This is a genomic window from Candidatus Edwardsbacteria bacterium RifOxyA12_full_54_48 (genome assembly GCA_001777915.1).
GTDB lineage: Bacteria > Edwardsbacteria > AC1 > AC1 > EtOH8 > UBA2226.
The window spans coordinates 1-24041 of record MFFN01000001.1; the positions used below are offsets into that span (position 1 = coordinate 1).

The window sequence follows — 24041 nt, forward strand, 5'->3', positions numbered from 1 at the left end:
GAATACGACAACGGCTGGACGCAATACGAACGGAATATTTCCTACGCTTCCGGCGGGTTGTCAAAATATCCATCGGCTTGCGTCAGACAATTATGGCCCCAATCCAAACTGTACATTCTCTGGACAGAAGACTTGCCAGACGCTAAAGCCATCATTCAAAAACCGGTAAAAATCTATGCCCAGGAAATAGAGCCGGTGCCGTATTATTATGCCGATCTTGGCACAGAAGAAGCTTCAGTTTATACAATACAAAAAGAAGGCGTTTTGATCTACGGCCAAACGCCGGACTTGACCGTTGATTACCATTCCACCCAGCTAAAATACTCTTTCTCCGGCCTTGATCCCGCAAGGTCATACATGCTGAAGGCCGTTTACTACCATGAAACCAGCGATCGCATTCAGCAGAAGATGAAAATTGACGGCCAGCAGTTCGATGTGGCCAACCTCAAGCCCAAGGAAAAGGTCGAGTTCAAACGGTGGCTGATGCCCAAACTTTACAGCGACGGGCAGATTGACATCACAATAGACAAGCAGAAGGGCGAATATGCCGTTTGCGCGGTTTTATCCATCGAGGAATACGAGAAGGACTGCGACAACACCAAGGACGGCGGCGCACAGGCAACTTTAAGCGAAACAAAGATCGTTGCCCACCGCTATGAATTATTGCCGAATTCACCCAATCCCGCCAGCGGCCAAACCACCTTCAGGTATCAATTAGCCCAATCTGGCAAGACCACATTTAAGGTTTACAATACTTTGGGGCAGGCGGTAAAGACCATCGTGGACGCTTACCAACAGCCGGGCGTATACAGCGTCAACTGGGACGGCAAGGATACGCAAGGCAAAAAAGTGGCTAACGGCGTTTATTTCTACCGTATAAATTCCGGCGAATTTGACGCCACCAAGAAAATGGTGATATTGAAGTAACCAATCCAAAACTCGTTATTCAAACAAGAAAGGCCGGTTTAGTAACCGGCCTTTCTTGTTTACCGACCGGGCGGCGTAAGCCGTAACCTCTTTTTATCGGGGGCATTTTTGTATTGCAAATGGGGCTTTAAATGAGATATAATAATATGTTATGCAACAAGTAGGGTATAATCTAAAGCGGCTTGGCAAAAGCATCGACGATGCTTGTCGCGGTGCCGGGCGGCGACCGGAGGATGTTACCCTGGTGGCGGTCACCAAAACCTTCCCGGCCGAGATTATCGAGCTGGCCATCGCCGCCGGGGTGGACATCATCGGGGAGAACCGGGTGCAGGAGGCTCTGGAGAAATATTCCCGCATTGGTCCCAAGGTGCAGTGGCACCTGATAGGGCATCTGCAGTCCAACAAGGCCAAAAAAGCGGTGGAGATCTTTTCCCTGATCCACTCCGTAGATTCGGTAGATTTGGCCCGGGAGGTGGGCCGGAGGGCCGGACAGATCGGCAAAAACCAGGAGGTCCTGCTGGAGATAAACACCTCCGGGGAGTCCCAGAAGTACGGGTTTCAGCCGAATGATGTTCTAACGGTTTTAAAAGAGATAAATGATATTGCGGGGCTAAAAGTGCTGGGGTTGATGACAGTGGGGCCGCTGACCGATGATGTCGACAAGATCAGAAATTCGTTCAAGATGCTGAAAAAAATATTCGATGAGATCAGGCTTCAAGCCATGCCCAACATCGAAATGAAACACCTGTCCATGGGGATGTCGGGAGATTATCGGATGGCCATCGAGGAGGGCTCAACCATGATCCGGGTGGGCAGCGCCATCTTCGGGAGCAGGGATTGAATTTGCCACTGAGACACAAAGGCACAAAGGTTTTTACGTCAAGAAAAGGCAATTGCGAACAGACGTCTAAGCCTAACAAATGAAACAATCCGGCCCATCATTTTCGGGTAAACGGGAATCTAGATAATGTATTTTTAAAAGAAATCGAATAATCCTTTTGACAAATTTCATAATCGCACTGGGAAAAGCGCTGGCCCTGGCGTTGGATGTTTACATGTGGGTGATCATAATCCGGGCGCTGATCTCGTGGGTCAACCCCGATCCCTTCAATCCCATCGTCCGGCTGCTGGCCAGGCTGACCGATCCGGTATTAAGGCCCATCAGGAGGGTGATCCCGCTGGGGAACAGCGGGCTGGACCTCTCTCCGATGCTGGCCATACTGGCCATATTCTTCATCAGGAATTTTCTGGTGGCCAGCCTGATCGAATACGGCTATCGTTTAAAAATCTATTGAAATTAAGGAGGAGTCGCCATGAAACTGACCCCCTTGGATATAAGAAAACAGACCTTCAAGAAGAAGCCCATGGGCGGGCTGGACCCGGCCGAGGTGCAGGCCTTCCTGGAGATGGTGGCCGGAGAGTTCGAAGAACTGATCCGGGAGAACACCAGCCTGGCCGAGAGGATGCAGGGGCTGGACGGCAAGATAGACGATTACCGCCGGATGGAGAAGACCCTGCAGGACACCCTGATGTCGGCCCAGAAGACCTCGGACGAACTGCGGGACAACGCCGAGCGGCGGGGCGAACTGTTCATCAAAGAGGCCCAGTTCAAGGCCGACCAGATCATCGGAGAGGCCCGGGCCCGGCTGATGGATTTGCAGCGCCAGATAGCCGACCTTAAGAACGTTCGCAGCAGCTACCTGGCCAAGCTGCGCAGCCTGGTGGATTCGCATCTGGAAATGCTGCAGACCCAGGAGATGGATTCGGGCATCAGGATCCAGACCAATATATTCTCGGCCATGAAGAAGGAAGAGCGGGCCGGGAGCCAGCCGCCGGAGCAGCCCCAGCCGGAGATCTCCCAAGATGAGCCCAGCTTGGCCGATATGAAGAAGATGCTGAGCACCTTGATGAGCACCGCCAAGATCCGCGAGTCCGATGAAATTCCGGCGGCCGAGTCCGAGAAGGACGACCTGCCGCCGCTGATCAACGACGGGCCGGAGTCCCCAGGAGAGATCGATCACAGCGACAGAGAGGAAGCGAAATGAGCGATATGATCAAGATGATAGGCCAGGCGGCCGATCACATAAAAGGCAAAACCAGGATCAGCCCCAGGATCGGCATCATCCTGGGCACCGGCCTGGGCGGGCTGGTCAAGGAGATAGACATCCAGGATACCATCCCCTATCAGGAGATCCCCCATTTTCCGGTGTCCACCGTGGAGAGCCACGCCGGCAAGCTGATATTCGGGCATCTCTCGGGAAAACCGGTGATGGCCATGCAGGGCCGCTTCCATTACTATGAGGGCTACAACATGCAGCAGGTGACCTTCCCGGTGCGGGTGATGAAGGCCCTGGGGGTGGAGATCATGATTGTCTCCAATGCCTGCGGCGGGGTCAATCCGGCCCACCAGGCCGGCGACATCATGCTGATCTCGGACCATATCAACCTGATGGGGGACCATCCCCTGATCGGCCAAAATTTCAACCAGCTGGGCCCCAGATTTCCCGACATGTACAACCTCTACGATATGGACCTGCAGAAGCTGGCCGAGCAGACCGCCCTGGAGGAAAAGATCAAACTGCAGAAAGGCGTCTACCTGGCGCTGACCGGCCCCACCCTGGAGACCGGGGCCGAATACCGGATGGTCCGCCTGCTGGGGGCCGACGTGGTGGGGATGTCCACGGTGCCGGAGGTGATAGTGGCCCGCCATTCGGGAATGAAGGTGATGGGTTTTTCCATCATCACCGACATGGGCTTTCCCGAGGCCATGAGATCGGTCAGCCTGGAGGAGGTCATAGCGGTGGCCGGCCAGGCCGAGAAAAAGTTCGTACAGCTGGTCAAGAGCGTGATGGCTAAAATAAAGTGATGTCGCATCGGTTTGAGCTGTTTGAAAAGTGAGAAACAGCTCGAACCGTTTCAAACCATTAAACTTATAAACTATAGTGAGACTTTGTCATGCCTATGTTAGTGGTCGGTTCCATCGCATTGGATTCCGTCAAAACACCCTTCGGGGAGACCAAGGAGGCCCTGGGGGGAAGCGCCCTCTATTTTTCCTCGGCCGCCAGTTTTTTCACCCAGGTCAGCTTGGTGGGGGTGGTGGGGGAGGATTTCCCAAAAGATAATATCGAGTTTCTGGCCAAGCGGGGGGTCGATCTCTCCGGGCTGGAAGTGGTGCCGGGCAAGACCTTCCGCTGGGCGGGTTCCTACCAATACGATATGAACGAGGCCAAGACCCATGCCACCGACCTGAACGTCTTCGAGGGATTCCGGCCCAAGCTGAAGCCGGAGCATGAAAATGCCGAATTTCTCTTTCTGGCCAATATCGACCCGGTGCTGCAACAGGACGTCATCTCCAAGGTCAAGGGACCGAAAGCCATCGGCTGCGACACCATGAACTTCTGGATAAGCGGCAAGAAGGACGAACTGTTGAAGACCATCAAAAAAGTGGATATCATGTTCATCAATGACGCCGAGGCCCGGCAGCTGGCCGGGGTGCCCAACCTGATAAAGGCGGCCAAGGCCATCAGAGCCATGGGCCCCAAGATCCTGGTGATAAAAAAAGGCGAGCACGGGGCCATTCTGCTGACAGATGATACGGCCTTCACCGTGCCGGCCTATCCCCTGGAGGACGTGTTCGATCCCACCGGTGCGGGCGATTCCTTCGCCGGCGGGTTCATGGGATATCTGTCATCCAAGGGAGAGATAAACGACCGAAACCTCCGCCGGGCCATGATCTACGGCAGCGTGATGGCCTCCTTCAACGTGGAGAGCTTCTCCATGGATCGGCTGAAGACATTGACCAGGGAGGAGATCGAAAAACGCTTCCAGGAGTTCAAGAAACTGTCGCATTTCGAGGAATGCGAGGTTTGAAGCTGAGATTTTAACCACAAAGGCACTAAGGCACAAAGGTTCCATTAAAGTATTTGTAAAAGATCCAATACTCTACGTTAGTAAGATAATCGGAAGTGTATCTTGTATCATATAAACCGGATGTTAATCGAAATGGGGGAAGGGTAATGAAAAAAACTCTGATGTCGGCAATAATTTTGATCATGACAGCATCGGTCGTTCTGGCACAGACCGCCAATAAAACCGCGGTGGCGGTGATGCCGCTGCGCGGTTCGGACATCTCCGAGACCGAATCCAAGTTCCTGACCGAGCGCCTGACCATCGAACTGCAGAGGACCGACAGCTTCGACGTGCTGGAGCGGGACAAGATGGATGAGATCCTCAAGGAGCAGGGTTTCCAGCAGACCGGGGCCTGCGACGAGACCGCCTGCCTGGTGGAGGCCGGAAGGCTGCTGCCGGTGCAGAAGATGGTCGGCGGTTCGGCCGGCAAGGTGGGCAACATCTACTCGGCCCAGGTCCGGCTGATAGATCTCAAGACCGGCAAGGTGGAAAAAACAGCCACCAGGGATTATCAGGGTCAGCTGGATTTCCTGCTGACCGCCGGCATGCGGGAATCGGCCGAGGAACTGGCCGGGATACTCAAGCCCCAGGAGAAGGTCCCGGTCCAGCAGCAGATGAACCAGCAGACCGAGACCATGATGCGGGGCTTCATGGAGGCACAGTACGAGGACAAATCCAAATCGAAGGGTTGGGCTATCTTTTGGTCGGTGATCCCAGGTTGCGGCAACTTTTACGCCAAAAATTACAAAGCGGGGGTGCTTTTCCTGACGGCCGGGCTGATGACCCAAAGTTTATGGGTTGAGAAACAGGACGAATCGAAAAAGACTTGGGGGTTTATCCATTTGGGCGTCAGGGTGACCGACTGCGTGGTGGCGGTGAAAAGCGTAAGCAGTTATAATGCCAACCTTCGTAAAAAACTGGGCCTGAGCTTTCAGGTCACGCCTTTCGATAAACGCCCGGCGTTGGCGTTAAGCAAAGAATTCTAAATTCAGATGACACAAATATAACCCTCAGTATCACTCAACAAGGCAGACAATGTACCAAAGCGTTCCCCAAAATCTGGACTTTCCCGAACTGGAAAAACGGATACAAAAGTTCTGGGAAGACAACAGGACCTTCGAAAAGCTGGCGGCCCGCAATCGGGGTTCGGCTCAAAAATTCCGTTTCATTGACGGGCCGATCACCGCCAACAATCCCATGGGGGTGCATCACGCCTGGGGCCGCACCTACAAGGACCTGTACCACCGCTACAAGGCCATGCAGGGCTATGATGCCCGCTATCAGAACGGCTTCGACTGCCAGGGTCTGTGGGTGGAGGTGGAGGTGGAAAAAGAGCTGGGCTTCAAGTCCAAGAAGGACATCGAAACCTACGGCATAGATAGGTTCGTGGAGAAATGCAAGGAGCGGGTTGACAAGTTCTCCCAGGTCCAGACCGAGCAGTCCAGGCGGCTGGGCTACTGGATGGACTGGGACAACTCCTATTTCACCATGGCCCCGGACAACAACTACGCCATCTGGCATTTTCTGAAAAAATGCCACGACCAGGGGTGGATCTACCGGGGCACCGATGTGATGCCCTGGTGCACCCGCTGCGGCATCGCCCTCTCGGACATGGAGATCGCCACCGAGGGCTACCAGGAGATGACCCACAAGAGCGTCTACATCCGGCTGCCCATCCAGGGCCGCGCTAAGGAATATCTGCTGGTCTGGACCACCACCCCCTGGACATTGACCTCCAACACCGCGGTGGCGGTGCATCCCGACTTCATCTATCTCAAAGTGCGCCAGGAGGGCAATGTCTATTACCTGGCCAAGGGCCGCAAGGAGGTCCTGAAAAATGATTACCAGATCCTAAGCGAATTGCCAGGCCGGGAGTTGGTGGGCCTTAAATATGAAGGGCCGTTCGATCACCTGCCGGCCCAGAAGGGCATCGAGCACCGCACCGTGGCCTGGAAGGAAGTGACCGAAGAGGACGGCACCGGAATGGTGCACATCGCCCCGGGCTGCGGCAAGGAGGACTTTGCCCTCTCCAAGATCGAAAACCTGAAAGTAGTGGCTCCCCTAGACGAGGCCGGTGTCTATCTGCCAGGCTTCGACTGGCTGACCGGCCAGAACGTCGGCCAAGCGGCCGAGGCCATCGTCGAGGACCTGAAGAAACGGGGGGTGCTGTACTACGCCCACAAGTTCACCCACCGCTATCCCGAATGCTGGCGCTGCCACTCGGAGCTGGTGTTCCGCCTGGTGGACGAATGGTTCATCAGCATGGGCCCGGTCTACGACAAACCCTACGGCCAGGTGACGGCCGAGGAGAAAAACAAAAGCCTGCGCTACCGGATCATGGATTCGGTCAAAACCGCCCGCTGGATCCCGGACTACGGCCTGGACCGGGAGCTGGACTGGCTGAAGAACATGGGCGACTGGTGCATCTCAAAAAAACGCTACTGGGGGCTGGCCCTGCCCATCTTCCAATGCACCTGCGGTAGTTTCGAGGTGGTTGGCGGTTACCAGGACCTGAAGACCCGGGCCGCCTCCGGCTGGGATAAGTTCGACGGCCATACCCCGCACCGGCCCTGGGTGGACCAGGTCAGGGTAAAATGCTCCAAGTGCGGGAAGGACGCCTCGCGCATCCACGATGTGGGCAATCCCTGGCTGGACGCCGGGATCGTGATGTTCTCCACGGTGATGCCGCCGGAGAAGTGCTACACCCCCGACAAGGACAGATCGGGAAAGTATCGCTACGATCCCTCCCAGGCCTATCCCGCCAACCGGGAGTACTGGCAGCAGTGGTTCCCGGCCGAATTCATCACCGAGAGCCTGCAGGGCCAGTTCCGCAACTGGTTCTATGCCATTCTGACCATGAGCACCGTGCTGGAGGGAAGGGCGCCTTTCCAATGCCTGTTGGGCCACGCCCAGGTCAAGGACGAGAAGGGCGATGACATGCACAAGTCGGCCGGCAACTCCATCCCCTTCGACGAGGCGGCCGGAAAGATCGGGGCCGACCTGATGCGCTGGGTGTTCTGCTGCCAGAACCCGGTGATCAACCTGAATTTCGGCTACCACATGGCCACCGAGTTCAAACGCAAACTGCTGACCCTGCACAACGTCTATTCCTTCTACATCACCTACGCCAAGCTGGATGGGTTCGTTCCCCGGGGTAAAAGCCTGGACAAATGCCAGCTGACACTGCTGGACCGCTGGATCCTCTCCGAACTCAACCTGCTGGTCAGGGAAGCCCGCCAGAAGCTGGACCAATACGATGCGGCCTCTGTCTGCAAGCGACTGGAAGCCTTCACCGAGGACCTCTCCACCTGGTATGTGCGGCGGTCCCGGCGCCGGTTCTGGAAATCTGAATCCGACTCCGACAAGGAGGCCGCCTATCTGACGCTGTACACCTGCCTGGAGACCATGATAAGACTGATGGCGCCCATCATGCCGTTCTGGGCCGAGGAGATGTACCAGAACCTGGTAAGGTCAGCCGATGCCTCCGCCCCGGAGAGCGTCCATCTGGCGCAATACCCGGAGGCAAACGAAAAATTCATCGATCAACAGTTGTCTCAGGAGATGGCTTTGGTGCGCAAAGCTGTATCTCTAGGTCACGCCGCCCGCAAAGACTCTAAGCTCAAGGTCCGCCAGCCACTGGCCCGTTTGCTCTATAAAGGCGAAAAACAGAAGGATTGGACGGTCGTTGAGAAATATCAGGATATAATCAAGGATGAGGTGAACGTCAAAACTGTGGAAGCCATCGATGATCCGGAAAAGCTGATCCAATACAGGGCAAAAGGGCTGGTCTCGAAGCTTGGTCCTAGATATAAAAATCTGGCGGGCATTGTCAAAGACAAGGTGCCAGGCATGACCAGCGAACAGGTCAAGCAGCTCATGCAGGATGGTAAATATACATTAGAGACGGCTTCAATGCCGGTGGAAGTATTTATCGAGGATATGGAAATAACGACCGAGTCAAAGCCGGGGTTCAGCGTCAAGAATGAAGGCCAGGACCTGGTGGCTTTGGAGACCGTTCTGACCCCGGAACTTTTATCCGAAGGCCTTGCCCGGGAGCTGGTGCACAAGATTCAGAACCTGCGGAAGGATTCCGGCCTGGAGGTGGCCGACCGGATCGGGATAACCTACTCGGGCGACGGGGAACTGGAGGCGGCCATGAAAGGGCATGACCGTTATATCAGAGCGGAGACGCTGGCGGTGACCCTGCAGCAGGACGGCATTGTGACAGGGCAAAAAATTGAGATCAACGGCAAAGAAATAACAATAGCAATCAATCACGCACAAACCTAAGGGGGAAAAATTGGTATGAACAAAAAAGACCTGCAGCATTACGAGCAGAAACTGATCGCGGAGAGAAAACTCTGCCTGTCGGAGCTTAGCAGCATCGAGAACGGCGAACTGATGGTGAACCAGAAAGAGGCCTCCGGCGACCTGTCTTCGTACTCCTTTCATATGGCTGATCAGGGCTCCGATACCATGGAGAAGGAGAAGAGCGTTTTCCTGGTTTCCTCCAAAGGGAAGGACCTCTACGAGATCGACCAGGCTCTGTATCGGATGAAGGACGGCAAGTTCGGACCCTGCGAAAAGTGCGGCAAGGAGATCGAGAAGGACCGGTTGGATGCGGTGCCCTACGCCAAGCTGTGCATAAAATGCCGGATCGCTGAGGAGACCGAGATCAAGAATAAGAACAACCAATCTCGCTAGACAGCCGGTGACCAACAACAGCCTCAATAACCGGGTGATCCTGATGGCAGTGGCCATTGTGGTCTTCTTTCTGGATCAGGCCAGCAAGATACTGGTGCAGGGTTCCATGGCGCTGGGAGAGAGCCGGCAGGTGCTGGGCGACCTGCTGCGTTTCAGCTACATTCTCAATCCCAACGGATTGATGGGCCTTTCCTTTGGCCCCTGGACCCGATATCTGTTGCTGCCGCTTTCCCTGGTGGCCCTGGCGGCCATAATATATTTCTATTATCGCTGGCAGGGAAGGAATGTTCTGGCGGCGGTGTCCCTGGGGATGATCCTGGCCGGGGCGGCCGGCAACCTGCTGGACCGTTTCCGCCAGGGGGCGGTGGTGGACTTCATCGACTGCGAGTTTCCCAATATCAGTCTGGCTCCCTTCAAGTGGGGCTTTATCAAGTTCGGCGGCTATCACCTGGAGCGCTGGTATACCTTCAATATTGCCGACAGCGCGGTGCTGATAGGGGTGATAATGCTGCTGCTGATCACCCTCAAGGAGGAATCGCAGTCCCCGCCCGAATGAAGGCGCCCTGCGGGAGTTGATCATCCTTGTTTTTGAAGGTTTTCTATAAACCCTATTCATCATTGCAACACCCAATGTATTGCGGATAATGAACCGTTTTTCAAATATATGCTGGCGGCAGCCTTCAAAAAGCTGGCCGCTGTTGTTGTTTATCGGGTGCTTGATCCTGTATCCCCCGACATCCGGTCAGGCCCAAGAGCCGGAGATATTATTCGATGACATGCTTCAGAACGAAAACTCCAACACTGCGCCTGCCCCTCTTGAAACCCAGGGCGACAGCCTCCGGACAGCAGCCGACGACCCCTGGGAACTGCCCGGCGACGACAGCAGCCGGACGGCCATCAGGTACCGGGCCAACACTATAGAATACGATGTCGGGAACAGCCTGATCCAGCTGTCGGGCGATGCCCAGGTGCGCTACAAGGATATCAAGGTGGTGGGCGACACCATCGAATTCGACACCAGGCGGCAGACCCTGACGGTGCGGAAGGACCCGGTGCTGTACGACCGCAGCGACTCCATCTACGGCGACCGGATGGTGTATGACTTCAAGGCCCGAAGGGGCTGGATATACAACGGCCGGACCAAGTTCGACCGGGGGCGCTACTGGGGGAGGAAGATCCGGCAGGTGGAGGCGCGCACCCTGAATGTCGACTATGGAAAATACACCACCTGCGACGCCGACACTCCTCATTACTATTTTTGGTCCCGGCGGATGAAGATCTATCTGGATGACAAGATCGTCGTTCAGCCGGTGGTGCTGTGCTTCAGCGATGTCCCGGTGCTGGCCATTCCCTTTTGGTTCTTTCCCTTAAGAAGGGACCGGCACTCCGGCTTCATGGTGCCGCGCTTCGGGTCCAGCGCCTACGAGGGGGTGTTCGCCAAGAACATCGCCTATTACCAGGTGATCAGCGACCAGGCCGACGCCATGGTGGCGGTGGACATGCTGGAGAAGGTGGGTTGGCGCGGCAATTTGGAGGCCCGCTACATCCGCCCGGGAAAAATCTCCTCCAACCTCAATTTTTCCTACCTGGAGGACAAGGCCCCGCTCCGCAAAAGATGGACCCTGAACGGCCTCTATCAGCATACCCTGGGAAGAAGGACCTCCATCTCCGGTGCTGGTAATTTTGTCAGCGACAAATCCTACAGCCGGGATTTCTCCGAATCCCTGGAGGAGAGACTGGATCGGAACCTGCACTCCTATTTTTCCTTCAACCACTCCTGGAGCCGGGCATCAATGCGGGCGGCGCTGGACCATTACGATAATCTGGACCTCCAGACCACCTCCAGCCGGCTGCCGGAGGTTTCCTTCAGCCTGTACCAGAAGGAGCTGATACCGGGCATTCTCAACCTATCCGGCAACAGCCTGGCCCTGGTGCAGAGGAACAGCGATTCCCTGAGCGTCAGCCTGAGGGAGGGCTGGGATAACCGGGCCGAGCTGGGCTCCAACATCAAGCTTCTCCGATGGATCAGCCTGAATCCGCGGCTGACCCTGAGGGGCACCTGGTTCGACCGGGACGTCTTCGGCCGGCCCAACGCCTGGCGCTGGCTGTATTCCGGCGGCCTTTCGGCCACCACCACCCTGTATGGCATCCTGCCCCTGAAGATCGGCCCGTTGCATGGTTTTCGGCACGTGCTCCAGCCCAGCCTGTCCTATTCCTACGCCCCGGAGATCAACCAGTCCCGGTTCCAAAACTTCGGCTCCATCGGAGGTATGTACCGCCAGAGCTCAATGAGCCTGTCGTTGAACAATAGTTTCCAGACCCGGTATCCCAAGGGAAAGGAGACGGTCAAGCTGGACCTGGCCTCGGCATCGCTGGGGGCCAACTACAACTATCTCAGCACCGATAAAAAATGGTCCAGCATCAGCTTCAACAGCAGCCTGCTTCCCGGCAACCGATATTTTGATTGCCGTCTCAGTTCCTATTACGATCCCTATCTGCGGCGGTCCGATAACACCAGTCTGTATCTGGGGCTGAGGTTCTCCGGGACCTGGCTGGGCAAAAAAGAGATTGTGCCCGATTCCGTCGGGCGGGACACCTCGGTTGTTTCGCCCCAGGATGAGGCCAGCATTGACCTGCCGGATTCACTATTGACTGCCTCCATTGATACCCTGAAAGCAGATTCACTTAAAGCGGATAGCCTGACCATTAGGGAAGCCCCGCCCAAGGCCAAGAACGGCCTGCCCTGGTCGTTCAATCTGGGCTACGACCAGAACTGGAGCCGCTATTACGACAACGCCAATCTGCAGGGGACATTGAACTTTGACATCACCAAGAACTGGAAGGTCAGCTACGGCAAGTATTACAATTTTAAGGCCGGGGAGATGGTGTCCGAGAGCTACTCTATCTATCGGGACCTGCACTGCTGGGAGGCCAGGTTTAGCAGCACCCGAAGCGGCGTTTACTGGTCATACGAATTCCGGATAAACCTGAAGGCCATTCCGGAGCTGAAGATCCACATACCAAAATCGGGCAGTTCGGGGTACTAAAATATTATTTTGAATGAATATGATACAAGTAACTAACCTGTCAAAACATTTTACCGATAAGAAACTGGGGCTGATTAAGGCAGTTGACAATGTCAACTTTACCTGCACCGCCAGCAGAATATTCGGATTATTGGGGCCCAATGGAGCAGGAAAGACAACCACCCTGCGGATGATAGCGACAATACTGAACCCAACCGGTGGTATGATAAAAGTCGGAGGGTTCGATACCGTAAGCCAATCGGATAAAGTACGAAACCTTATTGGTTTTTTAACCGGCGATACCGGTTTATACGACAGAATGACGGGCCGCGAGACGCTGTATTATTTCGGTAAATTGTATGGCTTTGGCAATGATGAAATAAGACAGCAATTGGAAAAGCTTTCAGAGCAATTCGGCCTGGCGGATTTTATCGACCGACGAGTCGGCATGATGTCCACCGGGATGAAACAGAAAATATCGCTGGCCCGGACCATGATCCACAATCCCAGGGTGCTGATATTAGACGAACCGACAACCGGACTTGATATCATAACGACCAGAAATATCGTAAATTTCATACATCATTGCCGGGATGAAGGAAAGTGCATCTTGTTCTCAACGCATATTATGTACGAAGCCGAGGCCCTGTGCGATGAAATTGCTTTTATAAATAAAGGAAGGATTTTGGATTGCGGCAGCGCTGCAGAATTGAAGATGCGCTATAAACAGACAAACCTGGAGGATGTTTTTTTTAATCTGATGGGGGTTTCCAATGAAACTCATTAAAATAAAAACCGTTTTTATTAAAGAATTGCGGGATACAATAAGGGACAGGAGCACCATTTTTACTGTTATATTGCTGCCGCTGGTCATCTACCCGCTAATGTTTCTCGGAATGGGTTTGTTATTAGGGAGACAATCGCTTAAAGAGGAAGGCAAGATCTCGCAAATTGCCGTGCAGAATAACGCCGCCCCGCCCCGCCTGATAGAATTGATCGAAGCCGATAAAAAGTTAAAAATAACCAATAACACCAACCCCCAATCCGCCCTGAATGGAGGCAAAATTCAGGCGGTGATAAACATTTCAGAAGATAGCGTATCCTCCGGGAATGCTCGGACTAAATTAAGTGTTTTATACGATGCCTCCAGCCGAAATTCCAAAGTTGCCATGGATCGGCTGCGGGGATTATTCGAAAAGTATCGTCATCAATTGATAATAGACCGATTGATTCAAAGCAGGATGGATACGATAATTATAAACCCATTCCAGACAGATTTTCAAAATATCGCCTCATCCCAAAAGATGGGTGGATTTCTGATGGGGACAATCATTCCGTATATGATAGTTATGCTGATCTGCATCGGAGCTGTTTATCCCGCCATGGACATTACCGCCGGTGAAAAAGAACGAAAAACCATTGAAACACTGCTGGTCAGCAATATAAGCCGCAATGAGATCGTAACCGGGAAAATGCTGACGGTGATAACCTTGGGCCTTGTCACTGCGGTGCTTGGTTTAATGAGCCTGGCTCTGACCATACTTTCCGGCCTTTCCGTCTTTTCAGTAAATAAAATCCAAACCAGCCTTTCAATTTCACCGGGCGCGGTGGCTTTTTCTTTGCTTACACTCATTCCAACCGCAATCGTAATCGTTTCCGTGATGCTGATGATAGGCAGCTATGCCCGCACGGTTAAGGAGGGGAGCGCTTACGGATCTTATTTTATGATGGCTGTTATAATGTTAGCCATGGGTTCGATGGTTCCGATGGAAGCATCTTCCAACTTATTCGCGATTCCGATATTAAATACGGCGCTGTGCCAAAAAGAACTTTTGATGGGAGTTTTTAATTGGCAGCATATTATGTTAGCGGTACTGACCAGCAGCTTTTTGGCTTGTATTTCCGTAGGGATAACTGTAGCTATATTCAAACAAGAGAGTGTATTGTTTCGAAGTTAATATTCCCATTAGCAAATCAGTTAATTTTGTATATCTACTAACATAAACAGCAACCCAAGGTATTATTTTACAGCCCATTGATCCCCAGCCGTTTATCTTGACGGTATAATTTTTATCTGTTATAATCATCTTTTATATCAATAATATCCAGCGAGGGTGGCGGAACTGGCAGACGCGCCAGACTTAGGATCTGGTGCCGCAAGGCGTGGGGGTTCAAATCCCCCCCTTCGTACCAAAATCACCTCTCCCCTATCCCTCTCCTAAAGTTCAGCCTTCGTAGCCGCAGCATACTTTTTTGGGTCAAGGCTCACTACGGCGAAGTAGGCCGTTAGGAGAGGGAAGTGCCTGCACTGAGTAAAGCAAACCAAATAACATACGAAGTGGTGAGGTCCGCCGACAAAGAGAAACAAAAAATTCAATATACAAATCTAAGGAGCCGTTTTGAAAGTCGAGATCAAAGAGCCCAAATCCTGGCAGAGGATATTCGAGATAGAGGTGCCCAGCCAGCAGTTGAATGAGGCCATCGAGGACCTGTACCAGGAGTACGGCCGAAAGGCCAAGATTCCGGGCTTCCGCCCCGGCAGGGTGCCCCGGACGGTGCTGGAGGCCAGGTTCGGCAAGGGCATCGAGGCCGAGGCCATCGAGCGTCTGGTGCCGGAATCGTATGAAAAGGCCCTGGTGGAGAACAAGCTGGTGCCGGTCAACCGGGCGGTGATCTCGGACCTGGACATCACCGGAGATAAAATACTGAAATTCAAGGCCACCTTCGAGGTCCTGCCGGCCATCACCCTCAAACGATACCAGGGCCTGCCGGCGGTCAAGCGTTTGCGCCAGGTGGCCGATGAAGACGTGGTCCGGGAGATCGAGTTCCTGCAGAACATCTACGCCGAGTACAACACGGTGGACCGAGCTTCGGCCCAGGGCGACCGGGTGATCATCGATTTCAAACCGGTCTCCGGGGTGGACCACCCCGAGAAATCCCAGGGTGAGAATTATACCATCGATCTGGGGGCGGCCCAGGTGCTGCCGGAGTTCAATGACAATCTGACCGGGGTCAAGGCCGGCGACGTCAAGGATATATCGGTCCAGTACAAGAATGACTACCAGGCCCAGGAGCTGGCCGGCAAGACGGTGGTCTTCCAGGTGACGGTCAAGGAGATCAAGCAGAAGAAACAGCCGGAGCTGAACGATGATTTCGCCAAGAAGGTCAGCGAGTACCAGACCATAGGGGAACTTCGGGAGAAGATCAAATCAGGCATGATCGCCCGGGCCGAGGCCGAGGCCATGGAGGGGGTGCGGATCCAGGCGGTCAACGCCATGATAGACGAGAACCCGGTGGAGCTGCCGGAATCTCTGGTAAAGGAGCAGACCCAGAGCATGGTGGCCGAGGCCAAGGAAAGACACCTGCGCCAGCACAACCATCCCGACAAAAAGGACTGCCCGGAATGCGGCTGGGACCAGGAGAAGATGCTGGCCCAGTATAAGCCGGCCGCCCTGTGGAAGATAAAGGAGGACCTGTTCCTGGCCCAGGTGGTCAAGGCCGAGAACATCCAGGCCGGGCCGGAGGAGATCGAAGAGGCCATAGAGGACTGGGCCCGGCACAACCGCACCGATCCGGCCGAGATCAGAAAGGTATTGCAAAAAAATCCGGAGCGGATGGACGACCTCAAGGACCGCCTGGCCGCCAACAAAGCCGGGCAGATGCTGGCCCAGTGGGCCGAGGTCAAACTGGAGAAGATCGCGGACAAGAAATAATCAATAATTCAACCTAAATGGGGGCCGAGTAATGTCCAACGATAGCAGCAAACTGATGCTGGAGAATAAAAGCGTCTGGGAGCGGGCCGACGCCAAACTGCGGGAAAGATATTTCGGCTTTGCCAGGGAATACGCCGGGTTTCTGGATGCCGGCCGCACCGAAAGACTGGCGGTGGAACGCCTGAAGGAGCTGGCCGAGCAGCAGGGCTTCCTGCCGGTGGAGAAGGTCAAGTCCTGGAAGGCCGGGCAGAAGGTCTATGCCATCAACCGCGGCAAGAACATCTTCCTGGCGGTGCTGGGACAGGAACCTCTGGAGAACGGCGCCAACCTGGTGGCCTCCCACCTGGACGTGCCCCGGCTGGACCTGAAACAAAGGCCGCTGTATCAGGATGACGAACTGGGACAGGCCCTGCTGCGCACCCATTATTACGGCGGGGTCAAGAAGTACCAGTGGGTGAACATCCCGCTGGGGCTGTACGGCAAGGTGATACTGCGAAACGGCCAGGAGGTGGACCTGGCCATCGGCCACGACGACGATGATCCCTGTTTCGTGATCACCGACATCCTGCCCCATCTCAACAAGAAGGAACAGGCCGACCGCAAATCCGGGGAGACCATCAAGGGTGAGGAGCTGGTGGTGCTGTGCGGCGGGATCCCGGTGGACGACGCCGAGGCCAAGAGCCGGGTCAAGCTGGCGGTGCTGGAGCACCTGAACAAGAAATACGGGATGGAAGAGGAGGACCTGATCAGCTCCGAGATCGAGATGGTGCCGCTGATCAAATCCCGCTTCATCGGATTCGACAGAAGCTTCCTGGGGGGCTACGGCCACGATGACCGGGTCTGCAGCTATACCTCGGCCCGGGCCATCTTCGACGTCAGGGATCCCAAGAAGACAGTAGTGGCGGCCTGCGTGGACAAGGAGGAGATCGGCTCCGAGGGAAACACCGGGATGCAGGCCATGTTCCTGTGGAACTTTTTGGGCGACCTGATGGCCCTGAACAAGCCGGATTATTCCGAGGCGGCCCTCCGGAGATGCCTGTCCCGCTCCCGGGTGCTCTCGGCCGACACCAATGCCGCGGTGGAGCCAAATTTCAAGGGGGTGCATGAGATGTCCAACGCCGGCCGGGCGGGCTACGGCCTGATGATGATCAAATACACCGGGCACGGCGGAAAGAGCGGGGCCAGCGACGCCAACGCCGAGTTCGTGGGCTGGGTCAGGAAGATATTCAACGATAACCACATCCCCTGGCAATGCGGCGCCATGGGCAAGGTGGACGAGGGCGGCGGCGGCACGGTGGCCAAATTCCTGGCCAAGCTGGGGATGGAGGTGCTGGACTGCGGCCCGGCGGTGATGTCCCTGCATTCGCCCTTCGAGGTGGTATCGGTGGCCGATATCTATGCCAGCTACCAGGGCTACCTGGCGTTTTACCAGGCGGGTTGACGATGGTCGGTCGCCAAAATACAAAACAAGCGATAAGTTAATCTAAAAATCAGGAATAAAACAGGGAGATAAGCGGATATGATAATGAAGGCAATGCGCAGCCAGATGAAGGTGATCATGTGGATCGTGGCCGTGGCCATGGTGGTGGGCTTCGGGTTCATCATTACCGGGACCGGCGGGAACCTGGGCAAGAGCCAGAGCAAGCTGGCCCAGGGCATCGTGGGCGAGGTTGACGGACAGTCCATCAGCCTGCGGCAATACCAGGAGATATACCGGCAGAACCTGCAGAACTACCGCCAGCAGTCGGGCGGCGAGCCGGATGAGGCCACCGCCAAGCAGATAGAGAACCAGACCTGGCAGTCGCTGGTGGAGGAGATGCTGTTGCAGCAGGCCTACCGCAAGCTGGGAATAAAGACCTTTGATGAAGAAGTGGTCAGCATTATCAGGAACAGCCCGCCCCAGGAGCTGAGGGGCAACGAAAACCTGATGACCAACGGGGTTTTCGACATCCAGAAATACCATGCCTTTATCAGCCATCCCCAGAGCATGCCCTGGCTGCTGGATTACGAAATCCAGATCAAAAAGCAGCTGCCCCTGCAAAAACTGAGGCTGCAGCTGGTGGCCGGCATCCGGGTCACCGACCAGGAGCTCAAGGAGGCCTTCATTGACAAATTTGACCGGGTCAGGGCCAGCTATATAGCCATCCCCTTGGGGGCTTTTTACAACCCCAACCAGGAGATATCCCAAGACCGGATCGCCGGATATTACCAGGAGCACCGTTCAGAATACCAGGCTCCGGAGAGGGCCAACCTGGAGTTCGTGGCCTTTGCCCACAGCCCCACCGAAAAGGACCTTCAGGCCGTCAAGGACCGGATAGGGGAGATATACCAGGAGGCCAGGACCCCGGGGGCCGATTTCGCCGAACTGGCCATGACCTACTCCGAGGATCCGGGAACCACCGAAAAGGGCGGAGACCTGGGTTTCTTCGGCCGGGGGCAGATGATCCCCGAGTTCGAGAAGGTGGCTTTCGAAATGGCGCCGGGGAAGGTATCCCCGCCCTTCCAGACCCAGTTCGGGTGGCATATAGTCAAGGTGGAGGAGAAGAAGACCGAGCAGGGGAAGCCCATGGTCCGGGCCAGGCACATCCTGCTTCGCATCAAGGCCAGCGAGGAGACCCTGGCCGACCTGCGGATCAAATCCGATATCTTCAACGATGCTGTCAAGGAGCAGGGATTTGAAAAGGCCGCCGCCGAGCAGGGATTGGAGATCGTCAAGACCGGCTTCTTCCCCAGGGGTTTTTATGTGCCCCGACTGGGCTCTATGCCGGAGTTGGTTAATTTTGCCTTCGACGAGAGCCAGGGGAGCGTCAGCCCGGTGCTGGACAACGGGCAGAGCTATGTGGTGGCCAGGATACTGGACCGCCAGAAGAAGGGCATCAAGCCACTGGCCGAGGTGGAGCAGCTGATAAGGTCCAAGATATTGATGGAGATGGCCAAAGCCGAGGCCCAGGCCATGGCTCAGAACCTTCGTTCCCAGATCGCAAATCCCGGCGAGCTGGAGAAGGCGGCCAAAGCCGCCAATGCCAAGCTGGAGACCACCGGCGAATTCAGCCGGGCTGATTTCCTGCCCAACGTGGGGAACCAGAACGAATTCTTCGCCGCCGCTTTTTCCCTGGCCCCGGGAACGGTGTCGGGCCCGGTGGCCACCGACCAGGCGGTCTATATCATCCGGGTGGACAGCCACAATCCCATCAACCAGGAGCTGTTCAACCAGGAGGCCGGGAAGCTGGAGCAGGAATTGATACAGAAGAAACAGAATGAGGCCATTCAGAACTGGTACCAGAGCCTGCAGAATAACGCCAATATCCGGGATTACCGGGTGGCCGGGATGTAGCTTAGCTATCAGCTGATAGTTGTCAGGCAACAGAAGAGCCGGAGTCTTAAGACTCCGGCTCTTTATATTTTGCCCATAAAAAAGCTTGACGTGAATGTTATCTTGTAATATTCTTATAGGGTAGTGACGAGTTCTTATCTCCTCTCATAAAAAGTAAGAAATATAATCATAAAAGGAAAACGGAAATGAAACGGTTTAAAATCGTAATGACAATATTCGTGACATTAGCAATATTGTTTGGCATTAAGACGTATGCTCAAAAAGCACCGATGGATTCTTTAACCAAGGCCATAAAGAGTAATATGCATACTGTGCAGCTTGCCATTGAGGATTGTGCCCTTCGCCACGGCGGTATTTACCCTTCATCAGTGAAGGATGTTATAACGCTTTTACCGAAAAAATTTACCAATCCCTGCAACACAAAACTCCCAGCAGTAGCAGATGGCGAGAGCGATATCCCCGGGCAAGCGATGTACATTTCTGGGGGGCCAAATAATTATACTGTCTTAGGGAATGACGAGCGCGGCCAAAGGATGAAGTTGAGACTGGCAGGAGCGCCTGTTAACCGGACTGTAATTCAGAAGCCATTGAAGGAAGTTGCTAAAAACACAGCTTCTGAGGCAGACAGCCTGCCGGAAAAGTATGTTAAAAAAGTTTTGATCGAAGCCAAGTGGGGTGATAAACCAGGAGAATTTAAATTAGATCCCATTAATGAAACACATGAGTGGAAAACATTTATAGCACTTGACAAATGGTATAATATATATATAGTTGACCCTAATAATTTCAGAATAAATATATTTAATAAAGAAGGTAATTTTAAAAAAGCTGTACAATTATCTGAAAAAGAAAGGATAATAATAACAGGCATTGCTGTTGATCCCAGAGAGCATATATTTATAACCTCTTCTGCACCAATAAGTGGTCAAGTAATTATAGAGATAAACAGAAAAAGTCAGATTATTGATAAATTTGAATTACCAGGCGTTTGGGTTGGCCTTTCGAAATTTAGCGAAGACAGTGAAGGGAATATTTATGTACGTAGACGCAGAACGGATTCTATTTCTGTACCGTTATCTTTGGCAAGTAAACGAAAAGACAGTAAGGACGTAATTAATAAAATAAAGGAATTAAAATTATTAAAAAATCATTCTAAAGAAAAAATAACAAAATGCGGTTTAATTGCTTCTGTAGATAATACAGGACAAATTATTTTTAAAGATAAAAAAGGTGAAACTTTATTTAGTAAAAGACAATATGATATAGTTGATAATCATTCGTTTAATTACAAACATTATAATGATATCATGGCGACAGCTATTGCTATTGTTGATGACAATGGAAATTTCTATATAGTCCAAGGGACAGCACAAGGGCTTCAGGTGCTAAAATGCACCCCCCAGTTCGAAGAATTAAAATGAATAAGAAGTTATCCAGCTTGATTTTGTGCCTTTTATTGCTTTTGTCAAGCAGTTTTGGCGGAACAAAAAAGCCAGACTATGTCTGGCTTTAATTTTTCTGGTAGCGGCTCAGGGATTTTCCGCCGGCGCCATAAATGTCCCAGCGCTGACAGTAGTCCGCCGTAGGAGGACAGGAATGATTATCTGCCAAGCGTCGGCGGACCCGCCGTCGCCTTACTTTGAAGCCGGGTTGCCGGAGGGGAACCCCGGACGATCAATAAAAAAAGCCAGACATATGTCTGGCTTTGGTATTTTCTGGTAGCGGCTCAGGGATTTGAACCCCGGACACGCGGATTATGATTCCGCTGCTCTAACCAACTGAGCTAAGCCGCCACTATCGGGGGACATTTAAAAACCCCAGTAAAGTTTCTAGTGCCTCTAAACTCATTACTAGGGCCTATATTTATGGTAGCGGGGGGAGGATTCGAACCTCCGACCTTTGGGTTATGGGCCCAACGAGCTACCAGGCTGCTCCACCCCGCGACGTTTATTAAGATCGACCATGCAATGATACCAAAGAACCGGCCCAAAGTCAAGGTCTTTTCTTGAGCGAGTCGGCCGGGTAGAAACGGTACGAGGTCTCTCCGGCCCTGGTCATCCCCAGCTTCTCCCGGGCCTGGGATTCCAGATAAAAGCTGTCGGTCTTCAGACGCCTGATCTCCCGGCACAGGATCTCGCTGTGGGCCAGGTTGGCCAGCATCTCCTTTTTTATCCGCTTCTGCTGGCGGTCCACCCGGAGCATGGTAATCCAGCCGTAGCGTCCCATCCCGAACATCAGGATCACGATCACAAACGAGGATATCACCAGGGCCAGAACGGCCTTGGTGGAGCTGCTCCTATGTGCGCCGGAACGGGGCATGGTGCTGTATCATTTGAATACGGACCTGCCGGGGTAATGGGCGGCCGGCCCCAGTTCCTCCTCGATGCGCAGCAGTTGGTTGTACTTCTCCAGCCTTTCCCCGCGGCAGGGAGCCCCCGTTTTAAGGTGCCCGGTCTTCATGGCCACGGTGAAGTCGGCAATGAAGCTGTCCACCGTTTCTCCGCTGCGATGGGAAACCATGGCCTTCCAGCCGGCCTGATAGGCCATCTCGATGGCGGCCTGAGTCTCGGTCAGGGTGCCGATCTGGTTGAGCTTGATCAGGACGGCGTTGGCCGCCTTCTCCTTAATACCTCTGGCGATGCGTTTGACATTGGTGACGAACAGGTCGTCCCCCACCAGTTCAATCTTGTCCCCCAGGCGCTGGTTCAGCAGTTTCCAGCCATCCCAGTCGTCTTCAGCCAATCCGTCCTCGATGACGATGATGGGATATTTCTGGCACCACTGCTGGTACATGTCCACCATTTGTTCTGAGCTTATGCTTCGGCCCTCGGTTTTCAGATTATACTTTCCATCCTGGTAGAAGCCGCTGGAGGCCGGGTCCAGGGCCAGTGAGATCTGCTCCCCGGGGCGGTATCCGGCTTTCTCGATGGCCTGGATGATCAGGTCCAGGGCCTCGGCATTGGTCTTCAGGGCCGGGGCGAAACCTCCTTCGTCTCCCACTCCGGTGGAATAGCCCTTGTCCTTGAGCACGGATTTCAGGGCATGGTAGGTTTCGCTGCCCCAGCGCAGGGCTTCCGCAAAACTGGGAGCGCCCAAGGGGGCGATCATGAATTCCTGAAGGTCGGTGCCCTGCCAGTTGGCGTGGGCCCCCCCGTTCATGATGTTGAACATGGGGACCGGCAGGGCAGTGGCGGCCTCCCCTCCCAGGTAGCGGTACAGGGGCTGGCCCGAGGCGGCCGCCGCAGCCCGGGCCACCGCCAGGCTGACTCCCAAGGTGGCGTTGGCTCCCAGCTTGGATTTGTTGTCGGTTCCGTCCAGGTCCAGCATGACCTGATCCACCGCCTTCTGTTCGCTGGCCTCCCGGCCGGAGAGGGCTGGGGCGATGGCGGAATTGACGTTCTCTACTGCCTTGAGCACGCCCTTGCCGCCATAACGGTTCCGGTCTCCGTCCCTCAGTTCCAAGGCCTCATGGATTCCGGTGGATGCGCCGGAGGGGACGGCGGCCCGGCCCATGGCTCCGCAGGCCAGATGGCAATCCACCTCGACCGTGGGGTTGCCCCGGGAATCCAGGATCTCCCGGGCATGGATCTTGGCGATGGCGGTCATGATAAAACCTCCGGAAAATAGGTTGATTATTTTATGTATTCCAGGGTTAAAACGCCGTCCCGGAATACCGCATAGGAGAAGCTGGCGATGAAATCCCCCAGGTTGATATAGATCTTGCCGTTCTCTTCATGAACTGTCGGCAGATGGGTGTGCCCCAGCAGCACGCAATCGAATCCCTGGGCGAACTTTTCCCGGGCCACCTCCAGCATCGGGCCGGGATCGAGGTGCATGTCCCTGGTCAGGTGGTTGCGGGAGACCTGCGAGAACCATTTGGCAAAAGGAATGGCCAAGTCGGGATGCAGCAGGCGGTACAGCCAGATGGTAAAGGGATTTCTCAAGACAACCTTCAGCATCTTATATCCCAGATCTCCCTTTCCCAGGCCGTCCCCGTGGGCCAGGAACATCTTTTTTCCGCCGGCCTCCAGGGCCAAGGGCTGGCGATGAACCGTTATTCCCAGCTCCCGGCTCAGGAAATCGCCTATCCAAAAATCGTGGTTGCCCACCAGCAGGTCGACCGTTACCCCCCGGGATCTCAGGTCTTTCAACAGTCTGATGATCTCCAGGTGTTCCTTCTGGATCACGCTGCGGTATTCGAACCAGAAATCGAACAGGTCGCCCAGAATAAAAAGCCTGTCGCCCGGACCCGCCATCCGGCCGAAAAGGAGGCTTAATTTTGCCAGTTTCTCCCGGTCGCTTCCGGAGTGCCCGGCCGAGCCCAGGTGGACATCGGAAATAAAATATATCACCTTGACATTTTCAAATATTTCATGCTAATGTTATCAACAGGTAAGACTATAGCATATGGTTTATTAAAAGGCAATA

The 24041-nt window shown here is 54.3% G+C and carries 19 protein-coding genes, 3 tRNA genes and 1 pseudogene; 18 read left to right on the forward strand and 5 right to left on the reverse strand.

What is annotated here, in order from left to right:
* From A2273_09960 to A2273_10045, 18 genes and pseudogenes are all read left to right on the forward strand, one after another.
* Positions 1-927, forward strand: a pseudogene (locus tag A2273_09960) (hypothetical protein).
* Positions 928-1120: 193 nt separating this feature from the next.
* Positions 1121-1768 (forward strand): YggS family pyridoxal phosphate enzyme, encoded by a 648-nt coding sequence (locus tag A2273_09965; GenBank protein ID OGF09142.1) that lies wholly within the window; start codon positions 1121-1123, stop codon positions 1766-1768.
* Positions 1769-1916: 148 nt separating this feature from the next.
* Positions 1917-2222 carry a hypothetical protein gene (locus tag A2273_09970; protein OGF08949.1) on the forward strand — a complete coding sequence of 102 codons (306 nt, stop codon included), beginning with the start codon at positions 1917-1919 and terminating at the stop codon, positions 2220-2222.
* 18 nt (positions 2223-2240) lie between these two features.
* Positions 2241-2972, forward strand: coding sequence for a hypothetical protein (locus A2273_09975; GenBank protein ID OGF08950.1), 732 nt, complete (start codon positions 2241-2243; stop codon positions 2970-2972).
* Positions 2969-3793 carry a purine-nucleoside phosphorylase gene (locus A2273_09980; GenBank protein ID OGF08951.1) on the forward strand — a complete coding sequence of 275 codons (825 nt, stop codon included), beginning with the start codon at positions 2969-2971 and terminating at the stop codon, positions 3791-3793. Before A2273_09975 ends, A2273_09980 begins: the two co-directional genes overlap by 4 nt.
* Before the next feature lie 89 nt (positions 3794-3882).
* Positions 3883-4797 (forward strand): sugar kinase, encoded by a 915-nt coding sequence (locus A2273_09985; protein ID OGF08952.1) that lies wholly within the window; start codon positions 3883-3885, stop codon positions 4795-4797.
* A gap of 146 nt (positions 4798-4943) precedes the next feature.
* On the forward strand, positions 4944-5822 hold the full coding sequence (locus A2273_09990) for a hypothetical protein (protein OGF08953.1): 879 nt from the start codon (positions 4944-4946) through the stop codon (positions 5820-5822).
* Between the two features lie 49 nt (positions 5823-5871).
* Complete coding sequence (locus A2273_09995) at positions 5872-9126, forward strand: isoleucine--tRNA ligase (GenBank protein OGF08954.1); 3255 nt, start codon at positions 5872-5874, stop codon at positions 9124-9126.
* A gap of 15 nt (positions 9127-9141) precedes the next feature.
* Complete coding sequence (locus A2273_10000) at positions 9142-9540, forward strand: hypothetical protein (GenBank protein OGF08955.1); 399 nt, start codon at positions 9142-9144, stop codon at positions 9538-9540.
* 7 nt (positions 9541-9547) lie between these two features.
* Positions 9548-10096, forward strand: coding sequence for a signal peptidase II (locus tag A2273_10005; protein OGF08956.1), 549 nt, complete (start codon positions 9548-9550; stop codon positions 10094-10096).
* 88 nt (positions 10097-10184) lie between these two features.
* Positions 10185-12587: a hypothetical protein gene (locus A2273_10010; GenBank protein OGF08957.1), complete on the forward strand. Its 2403-nt coding sequence runs from the start codon at positions 10185-10187 to the stop codon at positions 12585-12587.
* Positions 12588-12606: 19 nt separating this feature from the next.
* Positions 12607-13353 (forward strand): hypothetical protein, encoded by a 747-nt coding sequence (locus tag A2273_10015; protein OGF09143.1) that lies wholly within the window; start codon positions 12607-12609, stop codon positions 13351-13353.
* Positions 13340-14524, forward strand: coding sequence for a hypothetical protein (locus A2273_10020; GenBank protein OGF08958.1), 1185 nt, complete (start codon positions 13340-13342; stop codon positions 14522-14524). The genes A2273_10015 and A2273_10020 overlap by 14 nt, the downstream gene beginning before the upstream one ends.
* A gap of 150 nt (positions 14525-14674) precedes the next feature.
* Positions 14675-14759: transfer RNA gene (locus A2273_10025), tRNA-Leu, on the forward strand.
* A gap of 206 nt (positions 14760-14965) precedes the next feature.
* The gene (locus A2273_10030) at positions 14966-16279 is read left to right on the forward strand and encodes a trigger factor (GenBank protein ID OGF08959.1); all 1314 of its coding nucleotides are present in this window, start codon (positions 14966-14968) and stop codon (positions 16277-16279) included.
* Positions 16280-16310: 31 nt separating this feature from the next.
* Positions 16311-17720, forward strand: coding sequence for an aminopeptidase (locus tag A2273_10035; GenBank protein OGF08960.1), 1410 nt, complete (start codon positions 16311-16313; stop codon positions 17718-17720).
* An 84-nt stretch (positions 17721-17804) separates the two neighbouring features.
* Complete coding sequence (locus tag A2273_10040; GenBank protein OGF08961.1) at positions 17805-19613, forward strand: hypothetical protein; 1809 nt, start codon at positions 17805-17807, stop codon at positions 19611-19613.
* A gap of 185 nt (positions 19614-19798) precedes the next feature.
* A complete protein-coding gene (locus tag A2273_10045) occupies positions 19799-21034 on the forward strand; it encodes a hypothetical protein (protein OGF08962.1) in 1236 nt (411 codons plus the stop codon).
* 295 nt (positions 21035-21329) lie between these two features.
* Here A2273_10045 and A2273_10050 read toward each other — a convergent pair.
* The 5 genes from A2273_10050 to A2273_10070 form a co-directional block, all read right to left on the reverse strand.
* A tRNA-Met gene (locus tag A2273_10050) sits at positions 21330-21406 on the reverse strand.
* Between the two features lie 73 nt (positions 21407-21479).
* Positions 21480-21556 (reverse strand) — tRNA-Met (locus A2273_10055).
* A 49-nt stretch (positions 21557-21605) separates the two neighbouring features.
* Positions 21606-21932, reverse strand: a complete 327-nt coding sequence (locus tag A2273_10060; GenBank protein OGF08963.1) for a hypothetical protein — start codon at positions 21930-21932, stop codon at positions 21606-21608.
* Positions 21933-21941: 9 nt separating this feature from the next.
* Positions 21942-23219 carry a phosphopyruvate hydratase gene (locus A2273_10065; protein OGF08964.1) on the reverse strand — a complete coding sequence of 426 codons (1278 nt, stop codon included), beginning with the start codon at positions 23217-23219 and terminating at the stop codon, positions 21942-21944.
* A gap of 26 nt (positions 23220-23245) precedes the next feature.
* On the reverse strand, positions 23246-23983 hold the full coding sequence (locus tag A2273_10070; protein OGF08965.1) for a hypothetical protein: 738 nt from the start codon (positions 23981-23983) through the stop codon (positions 23246-23248).
* Positions 23984-24041: the final 58 nt, after the last annotated feature.

Bases quoted from the DNA above. Each gene is read 5' to 3' on its own strand.
- A2273_09975 (OGF08950.1), top strand. From the start codon at position 2,241: ATGAAACTGACCCCCTTGGATATAAGAAAACAGACCTTCAAGAAGAAG.
- A2273_09980 (OGF08951.1), top strand. From the start codon at position 2,969: ATGAGCGATATGATCAAGATGATAGGCCAGGCGGCCGATCACATAAAA.
- A2273_09985 (OGF08952.1), top strand. From the start codon at position 3,883: ATGCCTATGTTAGTGGTCGGTTCCATCGCATTGGATTCCGTCAAAACA.
- A2273_09990 (OGF08953.1), top strand. From the start codon at position 4,944: ATGAAAAAAACTCTGATGTCGGCAATAATTTTGATCATGACAGCATCG.
- A2273_09995 (OGF08954.1), top strand. From the start codon at position 5,872: ATGTACCAAAGCGTTCCCCAAAATCTGGACTTTCCCGAACTGGAAAAA.
- A2273_10000 (OGF08955.1), top strand. From the start codon at position 9,142: ATGAACAAAAAAGACCTGCAGCATTACGAGCAGAAACTGATCGCGGAG.
- A2273_10010 (OGF08957.1), top strand. From the start codon at position 10,185: ATGAACCGTTTTTCAAATATATGCTGGCGGCAGCCTTCAAAAAGCTGG.
- A2273_10015 (OGF09143.1), top strand. From the start codon at position 12,607: ATGATACAAGTAACTAACCTGTCAAAACATTTTACCGATAAGAAACTG.
- A2273_10020 (OGF08958.1), top strand. From the start codon at position 13,340: ATGAAACTCATTAAAATAAAAACCGTTTTTATTAAAGAATTGCGGGAT.
- A2273_10035 (OGF08960.1), top strand. From the start codon at position 16,311: ATGTCCAACGATAGCAGCAAACTGATGCTGGAGAATAAAAGCGTCTGG.
- A2273_10040 (OGF08961.1), top strand. From the start codon at position 17,805: ATGAAGGCAATGCGCAGCCAGATGAAGGTGATCATGTGGATCGTGGCC.
- A2273_10045 (OGF08962.1), top strand. From the start codon at position 19,799: ATGAAACGGTTTAAAATCGTAATGACAATATTCGTGACATTAGCAATA.
- A2273_10060 (OGF08963.1), bottom strand. From the start codon at position 21,932: ATGCCCCGTTCCGGCGCACATAGGAGCAGCTCCACCAAGGCCGTTCTG.
- A2273_10065 (OGF08964.1), bottom strand. From the start codon at position 23,219: ATGACCGCCATCGCCAAGATCCATGCCCGGGAGATCCTGGATTCCCGG.